This window comes from Sulfitobacter sp., from assembly GCF_036960155.1.
GTDB lineage: Bacteria > Pseudomonadota > Alphaproteobacteria > Rhodobacterales > Rhodobacteraceae > Sulfitobacter.
On the sequence record NZ_JBALWB010000003.1, the window covers coordinates 220761 to 246275 of the forward strand.

30 protein-coding genes are annotated in these 25515 nt (G+C 52.4%); 20 read left to right on the plus strand and 10 right to left on the minus strand.

What is annotated here, in order from left to right; translation table 11 throughout:
- Positions 1 to 53: 53 nt before the first annotated feature.
- Genes V7775_RS11045 through V7775_RS11065 form a run of 5 tightly spaced genes read right to left on the minus strand, consistent with a single transcriptional unit; the run spans position 54 to position 4023 of the window.
- Positions 54 to 1781 carry a SulP family inorganic anion transporter gene (locus V7775_RS11045; protein ID WP_335751949.1) on the minus strand — a complete coding sequence of 576 codons (1728 nt, stop codon included), beginning with the start codon at positions 1779 to 1781 and terminating at the stop codon, positions 54 to 56.
- 26 nt (positions 1782 to 1807) lie between these two features.
- Positions 1808 to 2233: a TIGR01244 family sulfur transferase gene (locus V7775_RS11050; protein WP_335751950.1), complete on the minus strand. Its 426-nt coding sequence runs from the start codon at positions 2231 to 2233 to the stop codon at positions 1808 to 1810.
- Positions 2234 to 2256: 23 nt separating this feature from the next.
- Positions 2257 to 3141 (minus strand): MBL fold metallo-hydrolase, encoded by an 885-nt coding sequence (locus tag V7775_RS11055; protein WP_335751951.1) that lies wholly within the window; start codon positions 3139 to 3141, stop codon positions 2257 to 2259.
- 11 nt (positions 3142 to 3152) lie between these two features.
- The gene (locus V7775_RS11060) at positions 3153 to 3584 is read right to left on the minus strand and encodes a YeeE/YedE family protein (protein WP_335751952.1); all 432 of its coding nucleotides are present in this window, start codon (positions 3582 to 3584) and stop codon (positions 3153 to 3155) included.
- 4 nt (positions 3585 to 3588) lie between these two features.
- The gene (locus tag V7775_RS11065; RefSeq protein WP_335751953.1) at positions 3589 to 4023 is read right to left on the minus strand and encodes a YeeE/YedE family protein; all 435 of its coding nucleotides are present in this window, start codon (positions 4021 to 4023) and stop codon (positions 3589 to 3591) included.
- Positions 4024 to 4142: 119 nt separating this feature from the next.
- Here V7775_RS11065 and V7775_RS11070 point away from each other — a divergent pair, with 119 nt between their 5' ends.
- The gene (locus V7775_RS11070) at positions 4143 to 4445 is read left to right on the plus strand and encodes an ArsR/SmtB family transcription factor (protein ID WP_335751954.1); all 303 of its coding nucleotides are present in this window, start codon (positions 4143 to 4145) and stop codon (positions 4443 to 4445) included.
- Between the two features lie 45 nt (positions 4446 to 4490).
- Positions 4491 to 5078, plus strand: a complete 588-nt coding sequence (locus V7775_RS11075) for a hypothetical protein (protein ID WP_335751955.1) — start codon at positions 4491 to 4493, stop codon at positions 5076 to 5078.
- 841 nt (positions 5079 to 5919) lie between these two features.
- Here V7775_RS11075 and V7775_RS11080 read toward each other — a convergent pair.
- From V7775_RS11080 to V7775_RS11090, 3 genes are all read right to left on the minus strand, one after another.
- Positions 5920 to 6975, minus strand: coding sequence for a YeeE/YedE family protein (locus V7775_RS11080; RefSeq protein ID WP_335751956.1), 1056 nt, complete (start codon positions 6973 to 6975; stop codon positions 5920 to 5922).
- A gap of 38 nt (positions 6976 to 7013) precedes the next feature.
- Positions 7014 to 7349 (minus strand): ArsR/SmtB family transcription factor, encoded by a 336-nt coding sequence (locus V7775_RS11085; RefSeq protein WP_335751957.1) that lies wholly within the window; start codon positions 7347 to 7349, stop codon positions 7014 to 7016.
- Between the two features lie 107 nt (positions 7350 to 7456).
- Complete coding sequence (locus tag V7775_RS11090; RefSeq protein ID WP_335751958.1) at positions 7457 to 7825, minus strand: hypothetical protein; 369 nt, start codon at positions 7823 to 7825, stop codon at positions 7457 to 7459.
- 70 nt (positions 7826 to 7895) lie between these two features.
- Here V7775_RS11090 and V7775_RS11095 point away from each other — a divergent pair, with 70 nt between their 5' ends.
- The 15 genes from V7775_RS11095 (at position 7896) to V7775_RS11165 (ending at position 20946) form a co-directional block, all read left to right on the plus strand.
- Positions 7896 to 8636 carry a cytochrome c biogenesis CcdA family protein gene (locus V7775_RS11095; protein ID WP_335752022.1) on the plus strand — a complete coding sequence of 247 codons (741 nt, stop codon included), beginning with the start codon at positions 7896 to 7898 and terminating at the stop codon, positions 8634 to 8636.
- 17 nt (positions 8637 to 8653) lie between these two features.
- On the plus strand, positions 8654 to 9217 hold the full coding sequence (locus tag V7775_RS11100; RefSeq protein ID WP_335751959.1) for a thioredoxin family protein: 564 nt from the start codon (positions 8654 to 8656) through the stop codon (positions 9215 to 9217).
- 117 nt (positions 9218 to 9334) lie between these two features.
- Positions 9335 to 9811 (plus strand): sulfur oxidation c-type cytochrome SoxX, encoded by a 477-nt coding sequence (soxX, locus tag V7775_RS11105; RefSeq protein ID WP_335751960.1) that lies wholly within the window; start codon positions 9335 to 9337, stop codon positions 9809 to 9811.
- Between the two features lie 34 nt (positions 9812 to 9845).
- Positions 9846 to 10262 carry a thiosulfate oxidation carrier protein SoxY gene (gene soxY / locus V7775_RS11110; protein ID WP_335751961.1) on the plus strand — a complete coding sequence of 139 codons (417 nt, stop codon included), beginning with the start codon at positions 9846 to 9848 and terminating at the stop codon, positions 10260 to 10262.
- A gap of 20 nt (positions 10263 to 10282) precedes the next feature.
- Positions 10283 to 10612, plus strand: coding sequence for a thiosulfate oxidation carrier complex protein SoxZ (gene soxZ / locus V7775_RS11115; protein ID WP_335751962.1), 330 nt, complete (start codon positions 10283 to 10285; stop codon positions 10610 to 10612).
- 27 nt (positions 10613 to 10639) lie between these two features.
- Positions 10640 to 11485 carry a sulfur oxidation c-type cytochrome SoxA gene (gene soxA / locus V7775_RS11120; protein WP_335751963.1) on the plus strand — a complete coding sequence of 282 codons (846 nt, stop codon included), beginning with the start codon at positions 10640 to 10642 and terminating at the stop codon, positions 11483 to 11485.
- 93 nt (positions 11486 to 11578) lie between these two features.
- Positions 11579 to 13282, plus strand: a complete 1704-nt coding sequence (gene soxB, locus V7775_RS11125; RefSeq protein WP_335751964.1) for a thiosulfohydrolase SoxB — start codon at positions 11579 to 11581, stop codon at positions 13280 to 13282.
- A gap of 26 nt (positions 13283 to 13308) precedes the next feature.
- Complete coding sequence (locus tag V7775_RS11130) at positions 13309 to 13740, plus strand: DsrE family protein (RefSeq protein ID WP_335751965.1); 432 nt, start codon at positions 13309 to 13311, stop codon at positions 13738 to 13740.
- Between the two features lie 38 nt (positions 13741 to 13778).
- Complete coding sequence (gene soxC / locus V7775_RS11135) at positions 13779 to 15047, plus strand: sulfite dehydrogenase (RefSeq protein WP_335751966.1); 1269 nt, start codon at positions 13779 to 13781, stop codon at positions 15045 to 15047.
- Entirely contained in the window at positions 15031 to 16092 is a 1062-nt protein-coding gene (locus V7775_RS11140; protein ID WP_335751967.1) for a c-type cytochrome, read from the plus strand. The genes soxC and V7775_RS11140 overlap by 17 nt, the downstream gene beginning before the upstream one ends.
- A gap of 4 nt (positions 16093 to 16096) precedes the next feature.
- Positions 16097 to 16801 (plus strand): c-type cytochrome, encoded by a 705-nt coding sequence (locus V7775_RS11145; protein WP_335751968.1) that lies wholly within the window; start codon positions 16097 to 16099, stop codon positions 16799 to 16801.
- 28 nt (positions 16802 to 16829) lie between these two features.
- On the plus strand, positions 16830 to 18098 hold the full coding sequence (locus V7775_RS11150) for an NAD(P)/FAD-dependent oxidoreductase (RefSeq protein WP_335751969.1): 1269 nt from the start codon (positions 16830 to 16832) through the stop codon (positions 18096 to 18098).
- Between the two features lie 80 nt (positions 18099 to 18178).
- Positions 18179 to 18616 carry a DUF302 domain-containing protein gene (locus V7775_RS11155; RefSeq protein WP_335751970.1) on the plus strand — a complete coding sequence of 146 codons (438 nt, stop codon included), beginning with the start codon at positions 18179 to 18181 and terminating at the stop codon, positions 18614 to 18616.
- Positions 18616 to 19836, plus strand: a complete 1221-nt coding sequence (hemA, locus tag V7775_RS11160; protein ID WP_335751971.1) for a 5-aminolevulinate synthase — start codon at positions 18616 to 18618, stop codon at positions 19834 to 19836. The genes V7775_RS11155 and hemA overlap by 1 nt, the downstream gene beginning before the upstream one ends.
- A gap of 42 nt (positions 19837 to 19878) precedes the next feature.
- Complete coding sequence (locus V7775_RS11165; protein ID WP_335751972.1) at positions 19879 to 20946, plus strand: YeeE/YedE family protein; 1068 nt, start codon at positions 19879 to 19881, stop codon at positions 20944 to 20946.
- Positions 20947 to 20950: 4 nt separating this feature from the next.
- Here the strand turns inward: V7775_RS11165 and V7775_RS11170 are convergent, their stop codons facing one another.
- Positions 20951 to 21895 (minus strand): MBL fold metallo-hydrolase, encoded by a 945-nt coding sequence (locus V7775_RS11170; RefSeq protein ID WP_335752023.1) that lies wholly within the window; start codon positions 21893 to 21895, stop codon positions 20951 to 20953.
- 2 nt (positions 21896 to 21897) lie between these two features.
- Positions 21898 to 22818 (minus strand): MBL fold metallo-hydrolase, encoded by a 921-nt coding sequence (locus V7775_RS11175; protein WP_335751973.1) that lies wholly within the window; start codon positions 22816 to 22818, stop codon positions 21898 to 21900.
- A gap of 451 nt (positions 22819 to 23269) precedes the next feature.
- On the opposite strand from V7775_RS11175, the gene V7775_RS11180 reads away from it, so the two are divergent.
- The 3 genes from V7775_RS11180 (at position 23270) to V7775_RS11190 (ending at position 25414) form a co-directional block, all read left to right on the plus strand.
- The gene (locus V7775_RS11180) at positions 23270 to 23686 is read left to right on the plus strand and encodes a hypothetical protein (RefSeq protein ID WP_335751974.1); all 417 of its coding nucleotides are present in this window, start codon (positions 23270 to 23272) and stop codon (positions 23684 to 23686) included.
- Complete coding sequence (locus tag V7775_RS11185; RefSeq protein WP_335751975.1) at positions 23683 to 24372, plus strand: hypothetical protein; 690 nt, start codon at positions 23683 to 23685, stop codon at positions 24370 to 24372. Before V7775_RS11180 ends, V7775_RS11185 begins: the two co-directional genes overlap by 4 nt.
- A gap of 262 nt (positions 24373 to 24634) precedes the next feature.
- Complete coding sequence (locus tag V7775_RS11190; RefSeq protein WP_335751976.1) at positions 24635 to 25414, plus strand: hypothetical protein; 780 nt, start codon at positions 24635 to 24637, stop codon at positions 25412 to 25414.
- The last annotated feature ends 101 nt before the right edge of the window (positions 25415 to 25515 follow it).

A 25515-nucleotide genomic window follows, 5' to 3' on the forward strand; every position in this document is an offset into this window, starting at 1 on the left:
CAATGGTAGCTTCTTTCGTTTTGGCCCCATCATCGTAAATGAATTCGGGTCGATCACAGGTCTGGTCTAACGCGTAAAGCAGATTGAGCTACGTGTTGGCTTAGGAATACTTCGCCACTCAATATGCCCAGAAACCCGGTCGCGCTAAGCTGATCCATGACTGGCCCCTTCACTTCGGAAAAGTGGAACGTTACGCCACCAGCCTTGAGGCGCTCGTTGATTGCTTCAAGCGATTCCAGTGCTGAGATGTCAATCGTGTTCACCGCAGAGCACATCAGCACGACATGCTGGAGTTTTGGCTGTTTGGCAACCTCGTCATATATTCGATCTTCCAAATAGCGCGTGTTCGCAAAATAGAGGCTTTCATCAACGCGAATCGTAAGGATCGTTGGATCGGTCAAAACATCATGACGCAAGACGTTGCGATAATGCTCTGTCTCGGGCACTTGACCGACAATGGCCATGTGGGGGCGCGATGTTTTGTACAGGTGAATGAGGATCGAAATCGCGACGCCCGCTGTCACACCCAATTCGACACCCATTAACAAGGTGATGACCATTGTTGCAGCGACGGCTGCAAAATCTGCCTTTGAATGACGCCATGTCTTTTTCAAAATCGAGAAATCGACCAGCGACAGGACAGCCACAATGATCGTTGCCGCAAGTGTCGCTTTGGGGAGGTGGAATATAAGGGGCGTCAAGAACAGCGATGCACCCGCAAGACCAATCGCGGTATAAGCACCCGCCGCGGGTGTATCTGCGCCCGCGTCATAGTTCACAACGGACCGTGAAAACCCGCCAGTCACAGGGAATCCGCCTGTGAATGACGCGCCTAGATTGGCAGCACCCAGTCCAATCAACTCTTGATCGGGATCGATCCGCTGGCGCTTTTTCGCGGCCAGTGTTTGCGCGACCGAGACGGATTCAACGAACCCGATGACCGAGATCAACACAGCAGCGCCGATCAAGTTGGACCACATGTCCATCGAGAAAGATGGTAAGGTAAGCGGTGGTAAGCCCTTGGGCACGTCCCCGACGACCTGAACCCCACGCGCGGCGAGATCAAAAAACCAGACTGCCATTGTGGTCACAACGATTGCGGCGACAGGTCCCGCCTTTGCGATGATCCCAGCCAAATGCGTGGCGATCCCCATGCCCACAAGCAATGGCAGTAATCCTTTGCGCACCCAAAACAGGAAACCCGTGGCCGCCAAGCCAATGACAGCAGTGATCCAATTCACTTGTGACGCGTTATGCACAAGCGATCCCATAAGATCAGGCAGCGTATGCCCATGGGCGTCGATCCCGAGGATGTTTTTCAACTGGCTTGCCGCGATGATGATCCCTGTTGCGGTTATGAAACCAGCGATCACGGGATGGGATAAGAAGTTTGCCAAGAACCCCAAGCGGAACAAACCAAGAGCGAGTAATATCAGGCCTGACAGGAATGCCAGCGTGATTGCAGCTGCAATATACTCGGATGTTCCCGGCACAGCGATTTTACTGACGGCGGCCACGGTCAAAAGCGATACGACCGCAACGGGCCCTACAGCCAACGCGCGGCTTGTCCCAAAGATTGCGTATAGGACAATCGGGGCCATCGACGCATAGAGCCCCATTTCCGGCGGTAGACCCGCAAGCAAAGCATAGGCCAGCGATTGCGGGATCAGCATGATCGTCACGATCACTGCGGCCATCAGATCATTGGTCAGCGTGCCACGATTATATGTACGGCCCCAGTCCAGGATGGGTAGGTATTTCGCTAGCTGCGTCGTATTCATGACCCGTGATCCCTTTACATTTTCAGTTACGCAGCCTGTGCAGCAAGCCGATCCGCTAGACCGGAGAGATCAAAACCTGCGGCTTTCGCCCTGCGCAAGAATTCTTCGGGCGACTGCCCTTGCTCTGCCGCGTTCAGCGCCCAAAGCGATGTCGCACGTATCCCGCTGCGGCAGTAGGCAAGAACGGGGTGACCCGCCGCTGATGTGATCGCACCGTATGCTCGAACATCTTCATCGGTAATTTTGCCAGAAATGACAGGTATCTGGTGAACTGTGATGCCCAAAGTATCCGCAGAGGCATGTACCTCGGATATGGTGAGCTGATCAGCGGTTTCCCCCTCGGGGCGAGCCACGATAACCGTCCTGATTTTCAACCGTTTCAGATCTTCCACATCGGCAATAGAGATTTGTGGCCCAACATAGGTCAGGGCATCGAGTTGTGTGATTTGCATCATCGTTTTCCTAAAACGCGGTTTCAGAGTTGGTTGAGAGGCACCTTCAACACAGCGCGTCCATCTGCATCTTTGGGCACTTCGCCAGCACGCATGTTGACCTGCAAGGACGGGATGATCAGTTTTGGCATGGCCAGCGTTGCATCACGCTCGCAGCGGAGCTTGACGAATGCCTCTCGGGTCACGCCACCACCGACATGGATGTTGTGGGCTTTCTCGTCGGCTACGGTTGTTTCCCATGCGATGTCGCGCCCGTCCGGCCCGTAGTCATGACACATGAACAGCCGCATTTCGTCTGGCAAGGTAAGGACTTTCTGGATCGAGTCGTAAAGGTCACCGGCGTCACCACCCGGAAAATCAGCACGTGCGGACCCACCGTCAGGCATGAACATCGTGTCACCCGCAAAGGCCGCATTCCCCATGACATGCACCATACAAGCTGGCGTATGTCCCGGTGTGGCCATGACAAAGACGTCAACCTCGCCGATCTTGTAGCGATCGCCGTCTTGGAAAAGCGCATCAAATTGCGACCCGTCCCGTTGGAAGTCAGTGCCTTCGTTGAAGATTTTCCCGAACGTCTCTTGGATTTCCATGATCCGCGCACTGATGCCGATTTTGCCGCCGAGCTTTTCCTGCAAATAGGGCGCGCCAGACAGATGGTCCGCATGGACATGGGTTTCGATGATCCACTCTAATGCCAGCCCATTTGTTGTGATATGATCTACTATACGATCCGCATGGTCATGGGTGATGCGACCAGATGCGTAATCAATGTCCATCACGGAATCCACAACCGCGCAGGCCTTGGTTTTCGGATCAGAGATGACATAGCTGATCGTGTTGGTGGCTGCGTCAAAGAAAGCTTCGACGTCTGGTTTCATCGACATATCAACGGGATAGGTTTGCATTGTCTTTACTTTCAAACGGCAAGGGATTTGGGCTGTGATGTTGTCGCGTATTTGGCGACGACCATGCCAACCAGCATCGCTGGAACGAACCAAAGCGTGCCAGTTGCGGCCAATGGTAATGCCGTCAATGCAGGACCGGGGCAGAAACCGCCCAAGCCCCAACCTACGCCAAACGTGGCGGCCCCAGCGACAAGCCTTGCATCAAAATCAGTGCGTGTTGGCAGATGAAATGCGTCATGAAACAGCGGCTTTGCGCGTTTCTGAACAAGCCAGAACCCCGGCATCGTTACCATGATCGCGCCGCCCATAACAAAAGCAAGACTCGGGTCCCAAGTGCCAAAAAGATCGAGGAAGTTTTGGACTTTGGCGGGGTTTGCCATGCCAGACAGGATCAATCCGGTTCCAAACAAAAGCCCTGCAAAGAGTGTGCTGAAAATATGCATAATCTTAGCCCCCCACGACATGGCGCAGAACAAAGACGGTCACAAAGGCCGTGGCCATAAATGTCATCGTCGCAGCAATTGAGCGCGCTGATCCGCGCGAGATGCCACACACCCCGTGACCGCTTGTACAGCCGTTCCCCATGACTGAACCGAACCCGACAAGTAGGCCCGCAATCATTAGCAACAGCCCGTTGCTTGAAACTACTTGCACAGGTGCTGCGCCAGTTACCAGAAACCAAAGCGGTGCCGCGAGCAGGAGGCCGACCAAAAATATGATGCCTTGTGGCAATCCGGCCTTATCAACCGAAGGCGGTAATATGCGTGACACGATGCCACTGATGCCTGCAATCCGCCCGTGGGCAGCCAATAGCACAATGGCGGATAGGCCAATGAGCGCGCCTCCCAGCAGTGATGCAATGGGTGTAAAATCTGTTTCCACCTAGTAACTCCTTATCGTGTTGTCGTAAGTTTTGGCACACGTTCACATCGACGCGCTTGCCTTTATATTTGCAATCGTTTATATAAGTGATCATAAATACACAAGAGGTAATTTGCCCAATGTTGGACATCACCGCACTCGAGCCCAAAATCGCGGAAGCCGCCAAGCTTATGGAAATGCTGTCACAACCGGTGCGCCTGCGCCTGATGTGTGTTTTGCTGGACGGTGAACAAAGCGTTCTCAGCCTTGCGGACAGCGCAGGCCTTTCCCAACCTGCTATGTCGCATCACCTAAAAAAGCTACGAGATGCTGAACTGGTGGAAACCCGACGTGATGGTCAAACAATCTATTACTCTTTGAAGGGCACCGAGGTTGCTGAAATCATCACGGTTTTGCACCGCCTTTATTGCCCGCAAGAGTAAATCTGAAATCACCCTGCGCCGCTTGGATGCAAAATGGAGTTTGCGATGAGAAAATCAAAGATCGTCATCGGCGTTGCGGTCTTGGCAATTGGCCTTGGCTACGTCTTCCAAGACACAATCCAGACCCGCATGTATGCCTTCATGCACAGCAGTATGCACGACAGGCACAGCGCGGATGGCATGGGGCATGACATGAAAAATATGCCGGGTCTTCGCGGTGCGAATGCGTCGGAAAGTGAATCCGATGAGCTTGCTGTCATGTTTGAGAACTTTGAAACGATCAGCCGCGAGGTCACAAATTTGCCGAATGGAATACGCACGGTCACGCGGTCTTCGGACGAAGATGTTATGGCGGTGCTTGTCAGTCACATTGTAGGAATGGTGGACCGCGTCGCGCGCGGCGATGATCCTAAGATATTCATTCAAAGCCCAACGCTGGATATTCTTTTTGCAAACGGTGCCGAGATGCAGTCGCAGATTGACGTAACTGAAGAAGGCATTGTTGTTGTGCGAACATCGACGGATCCTGACGTCGTCGCAGCACTGCATAAACATGCTGCAGAAGTCTCGGATATGGCCGACCGAGGCATGCAAGCGGTCCATGACGCGATGGCGCAGCGCGCCGACAACTAATGCTGCGAAACGAATTTCGTGCTCTTGTAGGTTACTGAAATAATGCAGCGTTTGAATTTCATTCAAATATAGTGTTCACTCGTAATACACGTCAGAGCCACTGCTGAGGCGTTGCGCGCAGCATTCGAAACTTTGGGCCGAAGTTTTTTGGGCTATATTGTCCATATCTCAAAAGTGGACAAACACCATTCGAAGCCGCCCAATGCACTTCATAACAGATCAGCAAGGCCCGCAACGCCGTTGGTCAAGGAGGCGACGGGAAAGGTCCTATGTATAGGTGGGCCGCTAGGCGGTAATCGCTCTGCCATCTTTATAGCCGCCATTTGCCGCGGCTAGCACGAACGGCGGCTTTGGCCCGGAAGTGGTCATCTTCACAATTGACTGGAAGTGGACAGTACCTGATGAGTCGCAAGGACGCTCGGAAGTCAAATTCGTCGTGTGCTGATGCAACGCTCGTCAGGGGTTATGGCGCTTAAAGGTGGCGTCGTTTCACACCCATGATAGTTCGGTTCCCAAAGCCATCCGATCCGATGGGGAGGACGCACTTTTACGCAATGTTCGCATTGCCGTTTTTATATACATGATTAATGAGTTTATACATGCAGCTATTAAGTGCGCGAATTAACAGCAATATCTGTCATCTGATGTAGTAACTCTTCCCAACTTTCTAATATTACCGCTACCGCAAGTTTGTAACTGAGCTGATTTCACTCAGACTTCAATGGCCAGATGCCACGAGGCCAATCCTTCCTAGGTATTGTTGGGAATAGCGGGAATAGTGGGAAGAAAGTCGAGAGATTGTATCGACTTCTATTTCAGTGGAAAAATCTGCAGCCCGATCTCACACTTCAGGTGCGAAGCCCAAAATCAATTGCCGAAGGCCAATTGCTGAACCGATCATGATGCACCCCAATGTGAGTGGCGCGCCGTAGGCCAAAACTGAAAATGCCGAAAGGCCTTGTCCAACGCTGCACCCGATCGCGATAACGGCACCAACACCCATCAATACAGCGCCGAGAATTTGGCGACGTAGTTCTCTGGCATCATCACAGGCTTCCCACCGGAATTGCCGCTTAAGTAGACTGCCAAAGAAAGCACCGACAATCACACCAACGACGGATCCTGTTCCGAAGCTGATAGAATTGCCCGAAGATGTCATTGCATAAAGCATCGTTTCGCCAATTGGTGCAGAAAACGTGTGGCTGACGACGGGTGTGGCGTCGAAGCCATTGCTGGAAACCCATTGGGTGCCGGCCCATCCCGATACGATTGCGAGGCCAACCACTGCGCCCCAAACGATGTGGGAAGAGGAGGCGCGCAGATCTCGGTTCAATAATGTAAGCAGGAGGATCACAAGCCCGATCACGATACCTGTCGCATCGACTGACAGGCCAGTGGCATTGGCAAGTGCGTTTGCATATGATGGCGTTCCATCAGTGGGTTCAGCTGGACCAAACAACCAGATGCGCACTCCCGAAAGAGGCCCGCCCAAAGTTACGTAGGCTGAGATCCCCATAATCAGAACAATGAGGAGGGAGCGTAGATCGCCGCCGCCAACGCGCGCCAAAGCGCCATAGCCACAGTTGCCTGCCAGAGCCATGCCATAGCCGAACAGCAAACCACCCACGACACTAGCAAAAGGGTTCCAGCGCAGCGACAGGTATAGAGTTTGCTGCAAGTCAAGCAACCCAAAAGCCGATAAGCCGAACGTGCCGATGATTGCCACGCCAATGGCTATTCCCCACATCCTTAGACGGAGCGAGTTGTCGCCATAATACAAATCTTCGATAGCACCCAGCGTACAAAAGCGGCCAATGCGGGCAGCAAGGCCAAGAAACAGGCCTCCGACAAGGCCGATAAGGGCGACGAGTGTCGGTTCGGACATCAGGTCAAGCATCAGTTGAACGATTCAGGCTTTGACACAGAAAAGCGTCATCACTTTTCCTTACAGAACAGCTCATAAACAACTTCCATAATCTGCTTGGGACGGTCATCGGTCAGGCTGTAATAGATGGTCTTGCCATCACGACGCGGTTTCACAAGCCCTTCAAGCCGCAGTCGGGACAACTGCTGGGATACCGCCGCTTGACGCGCCGAAAGAAGGGTTTCCAGTTCGGTCACTGATTTCTCGCCAGAGACAAGATGGCAGAGGATCATCAATCGGCCTTCATGGCTGATAGCTTTGAGAAAATTGGACGCTTCAACAGCATTGACTGCCATCTTGTCCAAATCTTCTGCACACATGTTCACGTCAAAAACTGGTAGGCCCATATCGTCCTCGATATTTTTTTGATTTTGGCCAGATCGGCCAAGGTTTGCGTGTTCATAAGGGCCAAGCCCTCATCACACAATCGTTGATTTTATAATTGTTTTTCACTTCATTGGCTGACGCCGACGCTTGCTTTTTCAAGCATTTGGCCCAACACCCCCCAAAAGAAATCCTCACCGGGATAGCCCTCAAGCCGTGAGACTTCCTTGTTATCGATCATCAGCACAAAAGTTGGGGTAAACCGCAGCTTTGACGCAAATTCCAACTCTGGCGGGTAGGGCATGTGGATGTCCATCCGTTCGAGGGGTGCTGCACGGCCCTCACCGGTCTTGGGGTAAATTTCGGAAATTTCTTCGTTCCAACGCGCACACCAGACACAGCCGATTTCCTCGGCCATGATAAGTTTGGATTGCGCATTTGCGGACATGGTGCCAGCGGTAACGAGTAAGGCGCCGAAAAGGGCGGTTCGAAGAGACATCTGAATTTGACCTTTGTTGTTCACATAACGTAATATGAATACGTGAATGACACAAGGATGGGCTACTGCCATGATGGACATTACCTTTCTGGGAGCCGCTTTTGCAGGCCTGCTTTCATTCCTATCGCCCTGTATTTTGCCGATTGTACCGTTCTATCTCAGCTATCTTGCAGGCGTGGGCATGAACCAGATCTCCGCCGATGCGCAGATTGATACAGCAACGCGCAACCGTGCAGTTCTGGCTGCATTCTGTTTTGCCGCGGGTGTTATAACCATCTTTATGGGGTTGGGGGCTGCTGCCACGCTATTCGGGCAGGTTGTCCGAGAGTATTTTGACATTTTGCGTTGGTTTGCTGCCGCCATCATCATTGCGATGGGGCTGCATTTTCTGGGCGTAATCCGTATTGGCATTCTGTACCGCCAATTGCGCGCGGATGCAGGCAGTACATCTAATGTCAGTTTGGCTGGCGCTTATGTTATTGGGTTGGCCTTTGCCTTTGGCTGGACGCCCTGCGTAGGGCCGGTTCTGGCTGCAATCCTGTTTACAGCAGCAGGGGCCGACACCGCTTCAACAGGCGCATGGTTGTTGTTCGTTTACGGGGTTGGGATGACTGCACCTTTCATCATGGCAGCATTCTTTATTGGACCCTTCATGCGATGGATGCAGAGGTTCCGCAAACATCTTGGTTTAATTGAAAAAATAATGGGTGCAATGCTGATCATATTTGGCCTTTTGATTGCAACAAATTCAATGAATTACATCGCGCAGTGGATGCTTTCCATCGCACCGGATATTGGTGTGTTGCGCTGATCTGAAGAGGAAATGTAATGGGAAAACTACTCAAATTATGCGTAGTAATGGTGATGCTGGCAACAGGCGCTGTGGCTGCCGAAATTGGTGACGATGGCCTGCACAAAGCGCCGTGGATGCGCGATACATTCAAAGACTTGACCGAAGACCTTGAGGAAGCCAATTCCGAAGGAAAACGGCTGATGGTCATCATCGAGCAGCGTGGATGTATCTACTGCAAGAAGATGCACGAGGAGGTCTTTGTTCAGGAAAACATCGCCGACTATCTCGAGGAGAACTTCTTTGTCGTGCAGATCAACATGTTTGGCGATGTTGAGGTGACTGATTTTGACGGCACAGTAATGCCTGAAAAAGACATGGTCAAAAAGTGGGGTGCTTTGTTCACTCCGATGATCATTTTCTTCCCGGCGCAGGTCGATGAGGGAATGATTGCCAGTCAAGTTTCGGTCGCAACAATGCCTGGCGCTTTCGGGCGTCACACAACATTCAACATGCTGAATTGGATCGTGGAGGAAGGGTACAATGGCGAGGAAAGCTTCCAAAAGTATCATGCCCGAAAATTTACCGAGCAGAGCCAATAGGATAGCGGCAGCCTGATTGGCTCCGTCATACAATATTATTCAAGTACTTGAATTTGTTGTTGCGTCGTCACGAAACTGTGCGCTACGGTATGCCCAATGCAGTCTTTGGGAGGACTTATGCGGATATCTGTTATTTCAGCCGTCGCGGTGGGGATCGTAGCCACGGTGGCCTTTGCCGAAGATGTTAAGCCAACAGCAGTGAGCTTTTCCGATGGCACTGTGGAGCAATCATTGTCGGGCTTAGCGGGAGATGCGGCAAATGGCCGAATTATCGTTGGCGATAAAAAGCAGGGCAATTGCGTTGCGTGTCACCAGCTGACCGATCTGGCTGAAGAAGTGCCTTTCCATGGCGAAATAGGACCCATGCTTGATGGTGCCGGTGAGCGTTGGAGCGAGGCAGAGCTGCGCGGCATCGTAGCGAATGCCAAGATGATGTTCGAGGACAGCTTGATGCCGTCCTTTTACAAAACAGAGGGCTTTATCCGTCCCGGCAACGCCTACACTGGTGACGCGGCGGATGACACGTTCGGGCCAATTCTGAGCGCGCAACAGATTGAAGACGTAGTGGCATATCTCGTCACACTGAAAGAATAATCCAACCCTTTTCAGGGATGAAGGAGACAGACACATGAAATTGACACGTCGTAACGCCATTGCGCTGGGGGCAGGTGCCCTATTGGTTGCTGGCTTGCCGATCCGCGCATTTGCGGCAACGGAAGAAGCGATCGCGGCCTTCACGGGCGGTGCCGAAGTGGGTGAGGGCGATATCAGCCTGACCGCACCCGAAATTGCAGAAAACGGCAACACAGTGCCAATCGAAGTGTCCTCGGAAACTGCGGTGGAAATTCTGGTGCTTGCTACAGGCAATCCGACGCCCGGAGTTGCGACGTTCAAGTTCGGTAAGTTGTCCGCATCGCGCGCGGCATCCACACGCATTCGCCTTGCAGGTACACAGGATGTCATGGCGATTGCCAAACTTGAGGACGGATCGTTCGTTCAGGCATCAAGCACCGTCAAAGTAACAATCGGCGGCTGCGGCGGCTGAACTCTTAAGGGAGAAATATCATGGCATCTGGTGTAAAACCTCGCGTCAAAGTTCCAAAAAAAGCGGCTGCTGGTGATACGATTACCATCAAGACGTTGATCAGCCACAAGATGGAATCAGGTCAGCGTAAGGACAAAGAAGGCAACGTGATCCCGCGTTCGATCATCAACCGTTTTACATGTGATTTTAATGGTGTGAACGTCGTTGATGTGGCGATGGAACCCGCGATTTCAACCAACCCGTACTTTGAATTCGAAGCCTTGGTTCCAGAAGCGGGTGAGTTCAAATTCACTTGGTATGATGATGACGGTGACGTCTACGAAGAAACCAAATCGATCGCGATCGGTTGAACGCACACGTATCTTGGGAGGGACACTATGCGGAAATTGACAGGCGCTTTATTGGCGACACTGCTGACAACATCAGGTGCAATGGCCGATCCGGCTGATGACACGCTGATCCTGAATGAAGAAACCAAAATGGTCGTGCGCACAACCGCGCCCGCCCATGTATCTGATGCTTTGGACGAAGTGATGTCAGGCTGGCTGTTTCGCGGTAAGGAAACGCGCGCCATGCAGATGGATGATTTCGACAATCCCGGCATGATCTTCGTGGAGAAAGCGCAAGAAGTTTGGGCGTCGGCGGATGGTACTGAAGGCAAATCGTGCAAGGATTGTCACAGCGATATGGACAGCATGGCAGGTGTCAAAGCGGCATATCCCAAGTGGAATGAAGAGGCTGGCGAGGTTCGGACCCTGCAGATGCAGGTAAACGATTGCCGCACAAACCGCATGGGTGCCGAAGCATGGGCTTATGACAAAGGTGATGCGATCAATATGGAAGCTGCCCTCGCATCCGTATCGCGCGGCATGCCTGTCGACGTGGCCATAGACGGTCCAGCGCAGTCGACATGGGAGATGGGCAAGGAATTGTACTATACCCGCACTGGTCAACTTGAGCTGTCTTGCGCCAATTGCCACGAAGAAAACTATGGCAACATGATCCGCGCAGACCACTTGAGCCAAGGCCAGATCAACGGCTTCCCAGTGTACCGCCTTAAAAACACCAAGCTCAACGGGTCCCACTCGCGTTTCAAAGGGTGTATTCGTGACACCCGCGCTGAAACCTACAAGCCCGGTAGTGCCGAGTTCATCGCTCTTGAGCTCTACGTCGCTTCACGTGGCAATGGTTTGAGCGTCGAAGGCCCGTCGATCCGCAATTAAGAACTGTTGACCCCGCCCGAGCGATCGGCGCGGGGTTTTTCGCACCTAACCCATTCAATAATGCGCATATGTATGCGCGACTGGAGCACCTGAATGATATCCCGCCGCGACTTTTTGCAGACAAGCATGGCAGCAGCAGCCCTTTATGGCACTTCCGGTTTTGGAAATTGGGGTCGTTTGGCAGCACAACAAGCGCTGACCCAAGACAAGTTGCTTGAGTTTGATACGTTCGGGAATGTGTCGTTGATCCACATCACGGATATCCATGCGCAGCTTAAACCGATCTACTTTCGTGAACCCTCGATCAATATCGGGGTAGGCGGCAATAAGGGCGCTGTGCCGCATGTCACGGGGGCCGATTTCCGCAAGCTTTATGGGATCGATGATGGCAGCCCATCTGCCTATGCGTTGAGCTACAATGATTTCAGCGCACTCGCGCAGAGCTATGGCCGAGTTGGTGGGCTTGACCGTGTGGCGACTGTAATCAATTCGATCCGCGCTGACCGTCCTGACGCGCTGCTACTGGATGGCGGCGATACATGGCATGGCAGTTACACTTGCCACCACACGCAGGGCCAAGACATGGTCAACGTGATGAACGCGCTTAAGCCGGATGCGATGACATTTCACTGGGAATTCACGCTGGGGTCCGAGAGGGTTCAAGAGATCGTTGAAGGTTTACCCTTTGCGGCCCTTGGCCAGAACATTTTCGACGCCGAATGGGACGAACCAGCAGAATTGTTCCCACCCTACAAATTCTACGAGACTGGCGGCGTTAAGGTCGCTGTGATCGGTCAAGCGTTCCCGTACATGCCGATCGCAAACCCCGGTTGGATGTTCCCGGAATACTCATTCGGCATCCGTGATGAGAACATGCAGGAAATGGTCGATCAGGTTCGTGCGGAAGGTGCAGAACTGGTCGTTTGTCTTTCGCATAACGGCTTTGACGTAGACAAGCAGATGGCCGGCAAAGTGACTGGCATCAATGTTATTCTGTCAGGACACACTCACGATGCACTTCCTGAACCCGTGATTGTTGGCGACACGATTATTGTCGCGTCTGGTTCCAACGGCAAGTTTGTCAGCCGCGTCGACCTGGATGTACGTGACGGCCGCATGTTTGGGTTCCGCCACAAGCTTATCCCTATCTTCTCGGACGTGATTACGCCTGATGCTGAAGTTGCCAAGCTGATTGATGACCAACGCGCCCCTTACGTGGATCAATTGAGCGAAGTCATTGGCAAAACAGGTGAGGACCAGACGTTGTACCGCCGTGGGAATTTCAACGGCACATGGGACGATCTGATCTGTGATGCGCTGATTTCTGAGCGAGAGGCAGATATCGCTCTGTCGCCTGGAGTGCGTTGGGGCCCGTCGATCCTGCCTGGTCAGGACATCACACGTGAGGATATTTGGAACGTGACGTCGATGTCGTATGGCGAGGCGTACCGCACGGAAATGACAGGTGAATTCCTGCATGTCGTGCTCGAAGACGTGGCCGATAACCTATTCAATCCCGATCCCTATTACCAGCAAGGCGGCGACATGGTGCGCGTTGGTGGTCTTGGCTACCGGATCGACGTGACCAAGCCGCAAGGCGACCGCATCACCGAAATGACTTTGCTCAAAACCGGTGAGGCACTTGATCCGTCCAAGACGTACCAAGTTGCTGGATGGGCATCCGTCAACGAAGGCACTGAAGGCCCTCCTATCTGGGATGTCGTAGAGGCGCATATCGCAAAACAGGGAACGATTTCCCTTGATCCAAACAACAGTGTGAAAATGGTTGGCACATAATCCAGTCCGCAACGGGAGATATCATTATGAAGATTTTTGGAGCAGCAATGATAGCAGCAGTTCTTGCCACAGGCGCTTGGGCTGAAGGCGTCGTACATAAGGTTGCAATCCATGTGGATGAAAACGATCCGCAGGTCATGAATATGGCCCTGAACAATGTAGCCAATGTGACCAGCTATTACGAAGGGCAAGGCGACACTGTCATGATTGAGTTGGTGGCATACGGCCCGGGCTTGAATATGTTTGTTGCCGAAAAAAGTCCCGTTGCCGACCGGATTTCAGCAATGTCGCTGTTGATGGAAAATCTGTCCTTTGCAGCTTGCGGCAATACGCTGAACGCTATGGAAAAGAAGGCAGGCAAGAAGGTTGCATTGATGGATGAAGCCACAGTTGTACCGTCAGGCGTGGTGCGTCTGATTGAGTTGCAAGAGAATGATTTTGCTTACATCCGCCCTTGAACGGGTTGGGTGTTTGGGACTGATTTAAGGACATTTGCATGACAAACGAACCGTCGCGTAGAAAATTTCTGGTAAGCGGGGTTGCGGCAGGTGCCGCGATCGCTGCCACCAGTAGCGCCAAAGCAGAAACACCTGAACCATTGATCACCGAAACGCAGGAATGGGCGCAAGCCTTTGGCGATGGCGTAGACGAGACACCCTATGGTTTGCCAATTGAATACGAAGGCGACGTAATTCGCCGAAACGTAGAGTGGTTGACGGCGGATACGGTCAGTTCGATCAACTTCACCCCGATCCATGCGTTGGACGGGACCATCACACCGCAGGGCTGCGCGTTCGAGCGTCATCATTCCGGTGCGATTGACCTTAAGAAAGAAGATTACCGATTGATGATAAATGGCTTGGTAGACACCCCTTTGGTGTTTTCCTACGCTGACCTCGAACGGTTCCCTCGCGAAAACCACGTCTACTTCTGTGAATGTGCTGCCAATACTGGCATGGAATGGGCTGGCGCACAGCTGAATGGCGCGCAGTTCACCCACGGCATGATCCACAACATGGAATACACTGGCGTGTCCTTGCGGACGTTGCTGGAAGAAGCCGGTTTGGACTCGGCGGGCGACCTCAAAGACAAATGGGTGTTTGTTGAAGGTGCTGACGCATCGTCAAACGGTCGTTCCATTCCAATGGAAAAAGCGTTGGACGATTGCCTGATCGCTTTCAAAGCCAACGGTGAAGCATTGCGCAAAGAGCATGGCTATCCTGTGCGCCTTGTCGTGCCCGGTTGGGAAGGCAATATGTGGGTCAAATGGATACGCCGTATCGAAGTCACCGACGGACCGGTTGAGAGCCGCGAAGAGACCTCAAAATACACCGATACGCTTGAGAATGGCATCAGCCGCAAGTGGACATGGGCGATGGACGCAAAGTCTGTTGTGACCACGCCGAGCCCGCAATCCCCCATTACGCATGGCAAAGGGCCATTGGTGATTTCGGGTCTGGCATGGTCTGGAAATGGGGCAATAAAACGAGTGGACGTGTCAAAGGATGGCGGCATGACGTGGGAAACTGCGCGACTGGCCAAACCGGGTGAAAAGATGGCGCTCACGCGTTTCTATCTTGATACCGATTGGGACGGCTCGGAAATGATGCTGCAAAGCCGTGCCATGGACGACACCGGATATGTCCAGCCGACCAAAGCGCAATTGCGCAAGGTGCGTGGTTTGAACTCCATCTATCACAACAACTGTATCCAGACGTGGTTGGTACGCAGCAATGGCGAGGCGGAAAATGTTGAAGTTTCTTAAATCAACAGCACTTTTAACGGCTCTGACCTTGGTTGCCGGACCCGCAATTGCTGAAAAGTTTGGCCTTGGCCGCATGGCACTTCCCGAAGAGATTGCCGCATGGGATGGCGACATCAGCGCTGATGGCACAGGATTGCCCGAAGGATCTGGAGACGCAATTGATGGTGAGGAAATCTTTGCCACCAAATGTGCAGCTTGCCACGGTGACTTTGCCGAAGGAATCGACAACTGGCCAAAGTTGGCTGGCGGTGCAGACACGCTTGACCGCGAAGACCCGCTCAAGACTGTAGGCTCTTACTGGCCCTACTTGTCGACGTCATTTGACTATATCAAACGGTCAATGCCGTACGGCAATGCAGGTACGCTGACGGATGACGAGACTTATGCCATCGTTGCCTACATTCTTTATTCCAATGATTTGATCGAAGATGACTTTGTGTTGTCCAAAGAAACGTTCTTTGACGTTGAAATGCCCAATGCAAACGGATTCATCGTCGATGATCGTGCCGCGACAGAGTATTCGGTCTGGTCGGGCGAACCTTGTATGGAGAACTGCAAGGAAAAGCCTGTCGAAGTAACGATGCGCGCAATGGTTTTGGACGTGACACCAGAAGAAGAGGGCGCTGGTAAAGCAATCGAGGCCGCTGCCGAGACGATGAAGGTTGTTGCTGTTGAAGAAGTCACGCCTGAAGCCGAGGCCAACATTGTGGCCGCCACTTTTGATGCGGACTTGGCTGCTGCTGGCGAAAAGGTTTTCAAGAAATGTAAGGCCTGTCACCAATTGGGCGAGGGGGCCCAGAACCGTTCTGGCCCTATCTTAACTGGCGTTGTTGGCAACACCGCTGGTGCAGTCGACGGCTTCAAATACTCCAAACCGATGAAAGCGGCGGCTGAGGGCGGTTTAATTTGGACCGCAGAAGAGTTGGCAGCATTTCTGGCAAAGCCCAAGAAGTATATGAAAGGAACCAAGATGTCCTTTGCGGGGCTCAAGAAAGAAGCCGATCAGCAAGCCGTAATCGAATATCTCAAGTCGGTCGGGGAATAGCCCAGTGCGATGTGCTCAGTTGCCTGCATTGACCTTCGCGGCCTTCTTGGCGGCGGGGGGCAGCTTTGCCCAAGAAGGTGGTAACCCTGATAAGGGTGCCACTGTTTTTAAGAAGTGCAAAGCCTGCCACCAAGTCGGCGAGGGGGCCAAGAACCGTGTTGGTCCGCAGTTGAACGGTGTTTTTGGCCGAAATGCTGGCAGCATCGATGGCGTAAAGTACTCCAAAAGCATGACGCGCATGGGCGCTGACGGTCTGGTGTGGACGCATGAAACCTTGGACGCCTTCATTGAAAACCCGAAAGCGCTGGTCTCCAAAACGCGCATGAGTTTTCGCGGCATAAAGAATGAACAGGACCGCATTGATCTGTTGACCTATTTGCGGCTCTATTCTGATAATCCGGCCAATATTCCCGAAGCGGAGCCAACTGTACAAGGTACAGATCACGATCTGGATCCAGCCATTTTGGCGCTCGAAGGTGATCCAGAATACGGCGAATATCTCGCCAGTGAATGCAAGACTTGCCATCAAGCCAGTGGTGCAAATGACGGTATTCCGGGCATTAGTGGATGGACTACAGAAGACTTTGTAGTTGCCATGCACGCTTACAAGAAAAAACTCAGACCGCACCCAGTCATGCAAATGATGGCAGCGCGGCTGTCTGATGAAGAGATCGCAGCACTTGCTGCTCATTTTAAGGACCTCGAATAACGAAGCTTAACTCTGGGAGGAGAAAATGATGACATTGAACAGACGTCTATTCTTGGGTGCCAGTGCTGTTGCGGCAGCTACTTTGGCTGCTCCAACCGTATTTGCGGAAGGACACGGCAAGCCGCGGGTCGTTGTCATTGGCGGCGGCGCCGGCGGTGCCACAGCTGCGCGCTATATTGCCAAAGACAGCAAGGGCGAGATTGCCGTTACGCTGATCGAACCAACGCGCCAGTATTACACCTGCTTCTTTTCGAACCTCTATCTTGGTGGTTTCAAGACAATGGACGAACTGGGCCATTCCTACGGCGCACTTGCGACTGGCGGTGTGAATGTAGTGCATGATTGGGCCACGGGCGTGGACCGCGATGCCAAGACTGTTGCCCTCGCTGGCGGTGGGGCGGTGGCTTATGACAAGCTGATCATTTCCCCCGGCATTGATTTTGTAGATGGCGCGGTTGAGGGCTGGGATGTCTCGGCACAAAACGCCATGCCGCACGCCTACAAAGGTGGCTCGCAGACCGAATTGCTCAAGTCACAGCTGATGGCGATGCCGATGGGTGGTACGTTTGCAATGGTCGCGCCGCCGAACCCGTATCGCTGCCCTCCGGGCCCATACGAGCGTGTATCGATGGTTGCGCACTTCCTCAAAGCGAATAACCCGACGGCCAAGATCATTGTTGCTGATCCAAAACCCAAATTCTCAAAACAGGCGCTATTCCAAGAAGGTTGGGCCGATCATTACGATGGTATGATCGACTGGATCGGTGAAGACTTTGGCGGCGGAAATGTTGCTGTTGATCCAGCGGCGATGACCGTCTCGATCGATGGTGAAGTGACCAACGTGGACGTTTGTAACGTAATCCCAGCAATGAAAGCAGGCCGGATTGCGGAACTCGCGGGCGTCACGGATGGCAATTGGGCACCAGTGAATGCGGGTGATATGTCTTCGAAAGCAGACGTGGACATTTATGTTCTTGGTGACGCTGCACAGCAAGGTGATATGCCAAAATCCGGCTTCTCGGCCAACAGCCAAGCCAAGGTATGCGCCAATGCGGTGCGCGGTGCGTTGACTGGTTCAAAGGTCTTCCCCGCGAAGTTCTCGAACACCTGCTGGTCGCTAATCGACACCGATGACGGTGTCAAAGTTGGCGCAACCTATGAGGCGACAAACGAGAAAATTGCCAAAGTTGACGGCTTTATCTCGGCGACAGGTGAAACTGCGGAAATGCGCAAAGCAACCTATGAGGAATCCGAGGGTTGGTACGCAGGCATCACTGCCGACATGTTCGGCGCTTGACAAAAACCGGGGGGACTTTGATCTACAACAATGTCCTCCTCATCCACAACGGTCATAATAGGCCAAAAAGGAGAATAGACATGCGATCTCTAATTCTGGCAGGCCTGACCTGCATTGCGACGCTCTCCACTGCGCACGCGCAAGATACATCTGTGGTTTATCCCTTCGACGGCAATTTTGACGATGCGGCATTCGGTGTTGAAAGCGCAATTATCGGAAAAGGCTTGGTGATCGACTATGTCAGCCACGTTGGCGAAATGCTGAACCGTACCGGAGGCGATGTCGGCAGTGATGTAAAGCTGTTTGAAGAGGCCGATATCTTTGTCTTCTGTTCTGCCGTCTTGTCACGCAAAGTTATGGAAGCGGACCCGATGAACATCGCACATTGCCCTTACGGTGTCTTTGTCGCCGAGCGTGCAGGCGAGGTGATGGTAGGCTACCGCACTTACCCAGATGGCCCGATGCAGGAAGTACAAGCATTGCTGGATGAGATCGCGCGTGAGGCTGTGGGAGACTGATGGACTACCAGAATTTTTTTCAAACTGCGCTGGATGATCTGCGTATTCAAGGTAACTACCGCGTCTTTGCTGAACTTGAACGGCATTGTGGTGCCTTCCCACGTGCGACATCGCGCGGAGATGACGTGTCTGATGTGACCATATGGTGCTCGAATGATTACCTTGGGATGGGGCAGCATCCAGACGTCTTAGCCGCTATGCACGAAGCGTTGGATCGCTGCGGCGCGGGTGCGGGCGGCACACGCAATATTTCGGGCACAACCCATGATCACGTTCTGCTTGAGGCCGAGCTGGCCGATCTGCATGACAAGGAAGCGGCATTGCTGTTTACCTCTGGATATGTGTCCAACTGGGCGGCTTTGGGTACGCTGGCGGGCAGAATCCCGGGTTGTGTCGTTCTGTCAGACGCGCTTAACCACGCCTCGATGATCGAAGGCATTCGCCACTCGCAAGCCGAGCGGATGATCTGGGCGCACAACGATCTGGCTGATCTTGAAAGCAAGTTGGCGTCTTTGCCGCTGGACCGGCCCAAGCTGATCGCGTTTGAAAGCGTTTACTCTATGGACGGCGACATCGCCCCCATTGCCGCAATTTGTGATCTGGCGGACAGGTACAACGCAATGACGTACCTGGACGAAGTTCATGCCGTTGGCCTGTACGGTCCGCGTGGCGGTGGCATTGCGGAGAGGGAAGGTCTAATGGACCGCATCACGGTTATCGAAGGAACACTCGGCAAGGCGTTTGGTGTTGTTGGTGGCTATATCGCCGCCTCGGCCGAGCTGTGTGATTTCGTGCGTAGTTTTGCCAGCGGGTTCATCTTTACCACTGCCCTGCCGCCAGCTGTGGCAGCAGGGGCGGCGGCGTCGATCCGGCACCTCAAACAAAGTAAAGCTGAACGCGTCCAGCAGCAGGAGAAAGTCGCTGACGTACGCTCGCGCCTTGATGCCATTGGCATCCCGCATGTGGAAAATCCCAGCCACATTATTCCAGTTATGGTGGGCGATCCACACAAGTGCAAATTCATCTCTGATATGCTGTTGCAGGATTATGGCATCTACATTCAACCCATCAACTATCCGACCGTGCCAAAGGGCACAGAACGTTTGCGGATCACCCCGTCTCCCGTGCACAGCGAGGAAGATATCAATGCCCTGATTGGCGCGCTCGAAGCGTTGTGGGCACAATGCCAACTGGCAAGAATGCCATTGGCTGCACAGTAGTAGCCTTTTTCGGGACAAGTTGGCGACCGTGAGGATGTTTGGTTGATTGAAGGACTTCTCGACCAGTTCGGAGAGGGGGCTGTATTGGCCTCAGCGGGGGCTGTAACAGGCGTCTTGTTTGGCGCAATGGCGCAACATTCACGGTTTTGTCTGCGTGCTGCCACGGTTGAAGTATCAGGCGCTGTCTTTGGGCCGCGCCTTTCAATTTGGCTCATTGCGTTTTGTGCTGCTGTTTTTCTGGTTCAAGGGGCTGTTGCTCTTAACATGCTTGATGTCTCAAGTGCGCGTCAACTGACTGCGACAGGTAGCATGTCGGGTGCCATTATCGGCGGGCTGCTGTTTGGTTGCGGCATGATCCTTGCGCGGGGATGTTCCAGTCGTCTGTTGGTGCTTTCGGCCACTGGCAACTTAAGGGCGCTGATCACAGGTTTGGTGCTTACCCTTGTTGCCCAAGCCTCGTTGCGCGGCGTGTTGTCACCACTGCGCGAACGCATGTTATCGCTTTGGCTTATTGAGGGCGGGCATGGCCGCAATATACTTTCCTATGTTGGTCTAACCTCGGCGACGGTTGCTGTGATTGCTGCTTTGGGGATGCTTGCGGCGATTGGTTTGTCGTGGCGCTGTCGCGTCCCGGTATCGCGTGCGCTTGCCGCTGGCGGTGTTGGGGTGGCAGTTGGCCTTGGTTGGTTGCTGACCTCCGCAATTGCACAGGTTTCATTTGAAGTTATTCCAGTTGCATCAATCACCTTTACCGGCCCGTCCGCAGATACACTGATGGGGTTGGTCAATTCCGTTGGGTTGCCGCTCGGGTTTGGTGTTGGGCTGGTGCCAGGTGTATTCATGGGTGCCTGTGCCATGGCGCTGCTGGCCAGAGAGGTCGTGATTGAACGATTCAATACAGACACGCCGATGGAACGCTACTTACTTGGTGCCGTGTGTATGGGGTTTGGCAGTATGCTGGCAGGGGGATGTGCCGTGGGCGCTGGCATGTCTGGCGGGGCTATCTTTGCCCTGACAGCTTGGGTTGCCCTGTTTTGCATGTGGATTGGCGCGATGGCCACCCATTCTGGCCTTTTGTTGTTCCAAAACCGCAGACCAACGACAGCCTGATAGTCTATTCGAATTCCATTTGCTCATAGACGCGCCCAGCATTTTTTGTGGCCAATTCTTCAAAAGTATCCAGATGGGCGTAGGGAGATTGGTCTACATAGTAGGCTTCGGCAAGTCCGCCATCCTCGTCCAAAAGGTCACCTATCTTCGCACGTAAATAGATCAGGTAGTCGCGGGTATAGCGTCTGACCTGATCCATGTTTGTAGGATGCCCATGACCCGGAATGACATAGGTCGCACCCAATGGTTCAAAAGCGGTGTCCCAGGTGTCGATCCAGTCTGCTGTCATGGTATGCTCAAAGATCGGTAGCATCCGCTCGTGAAAGGCCATGTCGCCAGCTATGACCATGCTTTGCTGAGGCAGCCAAATGACGATGTCGCCTGGACTGTGTGAGGGGCCAAGATATCGCGCTTCGATCCTCATCTCACCCATCTCAACGATGTATTCATCTTCAAAGGCAATGGTCGGACCCGTGAGGCGGGTATTGTCGGCACGTTCTTTCACACGGGCGATGGCAGCGCGCAAAGACTGATCGCCGTGCGCCTCGAACTCGGCCGCGGCATCAACATGTGCCACGATGTCGATGCCAAGGTCCGCCCAATAAGAATTGCCCAGCATCGCATGACCTTGACCGTTTTCATTAAAGACCAGCTTTACTGGCTGCTGGGTCACGGCTTTGATCTCTTGGTGGAGCGCTTCGGCCAGTTGATAAGATCCACCGCCATTGATCACCACCACACCGTCACCAGTGATAATGAAGCTCAGGTTGTTGTTATGACCTGCATTCTCGTATGTCGGGGGCGCTGTGGCCCCTATTGCGGAAAAGACATGCGGTATGACCTCGACCGGTTTGGAATATAAAACAGACGCTGGGTATTGGTCGGGGATGTCTTCGCTGGCCCATGCTGCTGATGAGAGAAGGGCGAGAGCCAATGCTGTAAGTTTCATCCTCATGCGTCTGCCACGAAACGGTAGCCGTCCGCGTCCTTTTCAATATAGCCCATCCCGTTACCCGTCAGGTGAAAACCGATGACGCGGGTTTTCTCTTGTAAGAGTTGATCCATAAGGGTCAGTCGCGTTGCGGCGGCTGTTTCAGGATCTTGATCGGACCCCGAATTCCATTCCGGCTTTGCAAAAGCGATATGGTCGTTTCCAATGCAATCCCCAAGGATCATCACGGCCTCGTTTCCTTGCCGGACTTCAAGCGCCATGTGGCCAGGCGTATGGCCAAAGGTTGCCCGTGCAGCCACGCCAGACATAATCTCATCACCGTCATTGAAAAAGGTCATTTGGTCCTCGATCATCTCCAACCTGCGCTTTGCGCCCACGGCAAAGGATGCACGCGCGTCACCAATGTCATCGACAGTATTGGGGTTCATCCAATAGTCCCATTCTGTCTTGCCGATCATATACTGCGCATCGGGAAAGAGTGGATCGTCAAAGTCGTCCAATAGCCCCCACAGATGATCTGGATGTGCATGGGTGAAGACGACATCCGTTACGGCGTCTGGCGCCACGCCCAAGGCTTCCAAAGACTCTAACAGAATGCCCGAGTTCGGTGAGAAGTCAGGGCCGGAGCCAACATCGAACAGAACAACACGATCGCCGTGTCGCATCATGGTCACGTTACAAGGCGGGGTCAGGGTTTCAGGTGATTGGCCGTAACGCTTAAGTATTGGCAGCAGTTCGTCCTTGGGCATGGGGTCAAATATGAACCCGCCTGGTAGGGTCAGCGATCCGTCACTCACAACATCGATCCTGATGTCGCCGATAGATGTTTGTGCATGTACTGGCGCAGATGGCCATCCATATGCAGCGCCGATGCCTAATGCTGCTGTTCCTGAAATGAAATTTCGTCTGGGAAGTTTCATTACACCCTCCAATAATTCTATTATTTGAATATGATTGATTGTTTGGAATGAAGCAAGGTTGATACCGAAGTCGTCCGTCCAAACCGGTGCATTTTCGCTTCATCGAAAGAAACTGAGAACAGATGTTCAACTTGGATCTGGGTTTATACAAAGCTCAGTGTCCGGTGCTCACGCATTAAAGGGGAGCGATGTAGATACGTGTAATTTGCGTCGAGAAGTTGTGAAATAAAATATGTGACTGATGTGAGGCCTGAAAGCACTCTGATTATAGTGCTCTTAAATTATCATTTAAAATCAGTATATTAAAGCTTATCCACAGTAATGTTTGCCAGTTTTCCCGAAAGTTCTTGATGGTCAATGCTTTAAACGAGGACTGTCTTCTAAGGCACATACCCGTGCCTTGGGATAATCTGTCCCGTCCAAACAAGAACGACCTGCACAAGCTGGGACAGTGAAAGTTGAACGCCTTCCCTGTTTTGATGTCACAGACATTGCTCTGCCGCAAGTGTTTGTGTTGGTCACAACAATGGAAGAACCAAAGATGTCAAATACGAGTATAAATGGCAGAAAAAAGGTAATAGAAATAATCTCTATCGTAGACAAGCTCGCCCTGCTCAACCTGGAGGTGCTTTGCAAAACGTGGCTGGATGGTTGTGTGTCAGATAGTACTTTTTCTGTTGGCCGCTATGGTTCGAAATGTGCTGCGAAGCACGTTCTTAAGGTGGACCTTATCAGTGGTCGCTGGTTCGATGTTGGCAAGCGGAAAGCGATTGGTACTGACGCGATCAGTCTGTATGCACACCTTCACTCCTGTGGGCACCTTGAGGCGTTGAACGCGCTCGGCAAGATATTGAGGGTCCCATCATGAGCCTATTTCTTGATGATGCTCCTTATCCGTCAGTTCCAGTGAAAGCGCTTTCGAATAGTTCCGCAATCGCTAATGCACCAGAGCATTTCGGAGTTTGTATTGTAGGGGCCCGCGCTTCCATTGAGACAGCATCACAGTTCCTTAATAAGGTTGTAGTAACCCATTTCAATGGTGCTCCGCTCCAGTTCGAAGGGACATACTTTTGGCCCCTTGCTGGGCGAAATGTCTTCATCAGCAGCTGTGTTGAGCACGAAAGCGAAATCTCAATCCAAAATCTTGCGTGGAAATTTTGGTCAGCCGGCGTAAAAAACGTGTTCTATCTTGACCTGCAAATAACGGCTGACATTGATATTCTGGATGGCGTACAACAGCGACACTCACGATCAGAAATCACAAAGGTCGGTTGGTCTGACATTGTCAAAGGTGGCTGGCAGCCAAGAACTTATGTTGAGCTCTATAAGTCAAATGCTTCAGCGAAACGTAGTATCCCGCGTTCCGGAGAATTTGATACTTCCACGACAGAGCAAAAAGCAGTGCCTGAACCTTGCGATACTGATGACGAATTCACTGTTGAACATTTTGGAAGTTTTATACGCACAGACGCGGGTATCGAAAAAAAGTTAGGACATACGGCAAAACGAATGAGTCCTCAAAAAGCAGCGACGTATTTGTGTGCTCAAACTTAGAAATAATTGGAAAAGCGAATATCGATGGCCTCCATCAATGGGGTACAGTAGCTAAATTTGCTGCGCACGATGGAAGATTCCAAACCATCATCGTCCCAGACGCTGATCTGATGGGGGACGGTCTTCCAGCGCGAGAGAAGTTGAGCGCAGGTGGATTAAAAATTTCGACCACCAGGGACGCACGTGGGTTTTTTTCTGAACTTATCATGTTTCATCCTTGTTCAACGTTCTACGAAATCGAGCCACAGTTTGGATGATCGACATGCCCGCTGAGGTCGACGAGGATACAGGAATTTTCGAGAACCTGCACGGATTCAAAAATTCCGCAGCTTTCGTCGAAGAAATCAGAAACCAGAGCGGAATGCATTATGGACATGCTGGGATAGATTTCATCCAACAATTCGTTTCGGAGCAGCCTGCTCATGTTGCATTTTGCAATGCCGAGATAAAACGATTCCTTGCTGCGGTCACAGAAGAAGATGATGATCCGCAAACTGCCAGACGCGCGAAGCGGTTCGCATTGATAGCGGCTTCTGGGTCTCTGGCTGAAAAGATGGGAATACTGCCTTTTCCGGTTGGAACGTGCCTTGACGGTGTCAAAGAGTGCTTCCGGAGATGGCAGGTTGATCAGATGTCGAAGAGCTCCAAAGAGGAAGTCGATATAATAGAGCGTGCAAAACGATTTATCTCCAAAAATAGTGATACAAGGTTTGACAGAATCGTTCGCGGCAACAGCTGGTCTGTTGCTCCCGGCATTGAGCAGGAACAAGTGGAAATCTTGAATCTGCCAAAATTTGAGCGTGCTGGATACTTCAAAGAGGACGACGATGGTACACGCACCTATATGATATTGCCTCAAGTTTTCGAAACCGAAGTTTGCGGATCTCTTAACGCCAGCTCAGCCGGCAGGATTTTACTGAAGCATGGTTACTTGATCCCAGGTGAAGGCACGAGAATGGCGCGCAATGTTCATGTCCCCAATTTGGCAGGATCAATGCGGATGTACGTCATCAAGTCGTCAATCTTATCCGCGGATGATTAATCGTGTCCTCTTCCGTAATCACTCGAAGGCCTGCGTCATCAGATACAGGCCTTCTTGAGGCTTCTCATGCTTTTTGCTCGATTTGAAGATCGTTTAATAAG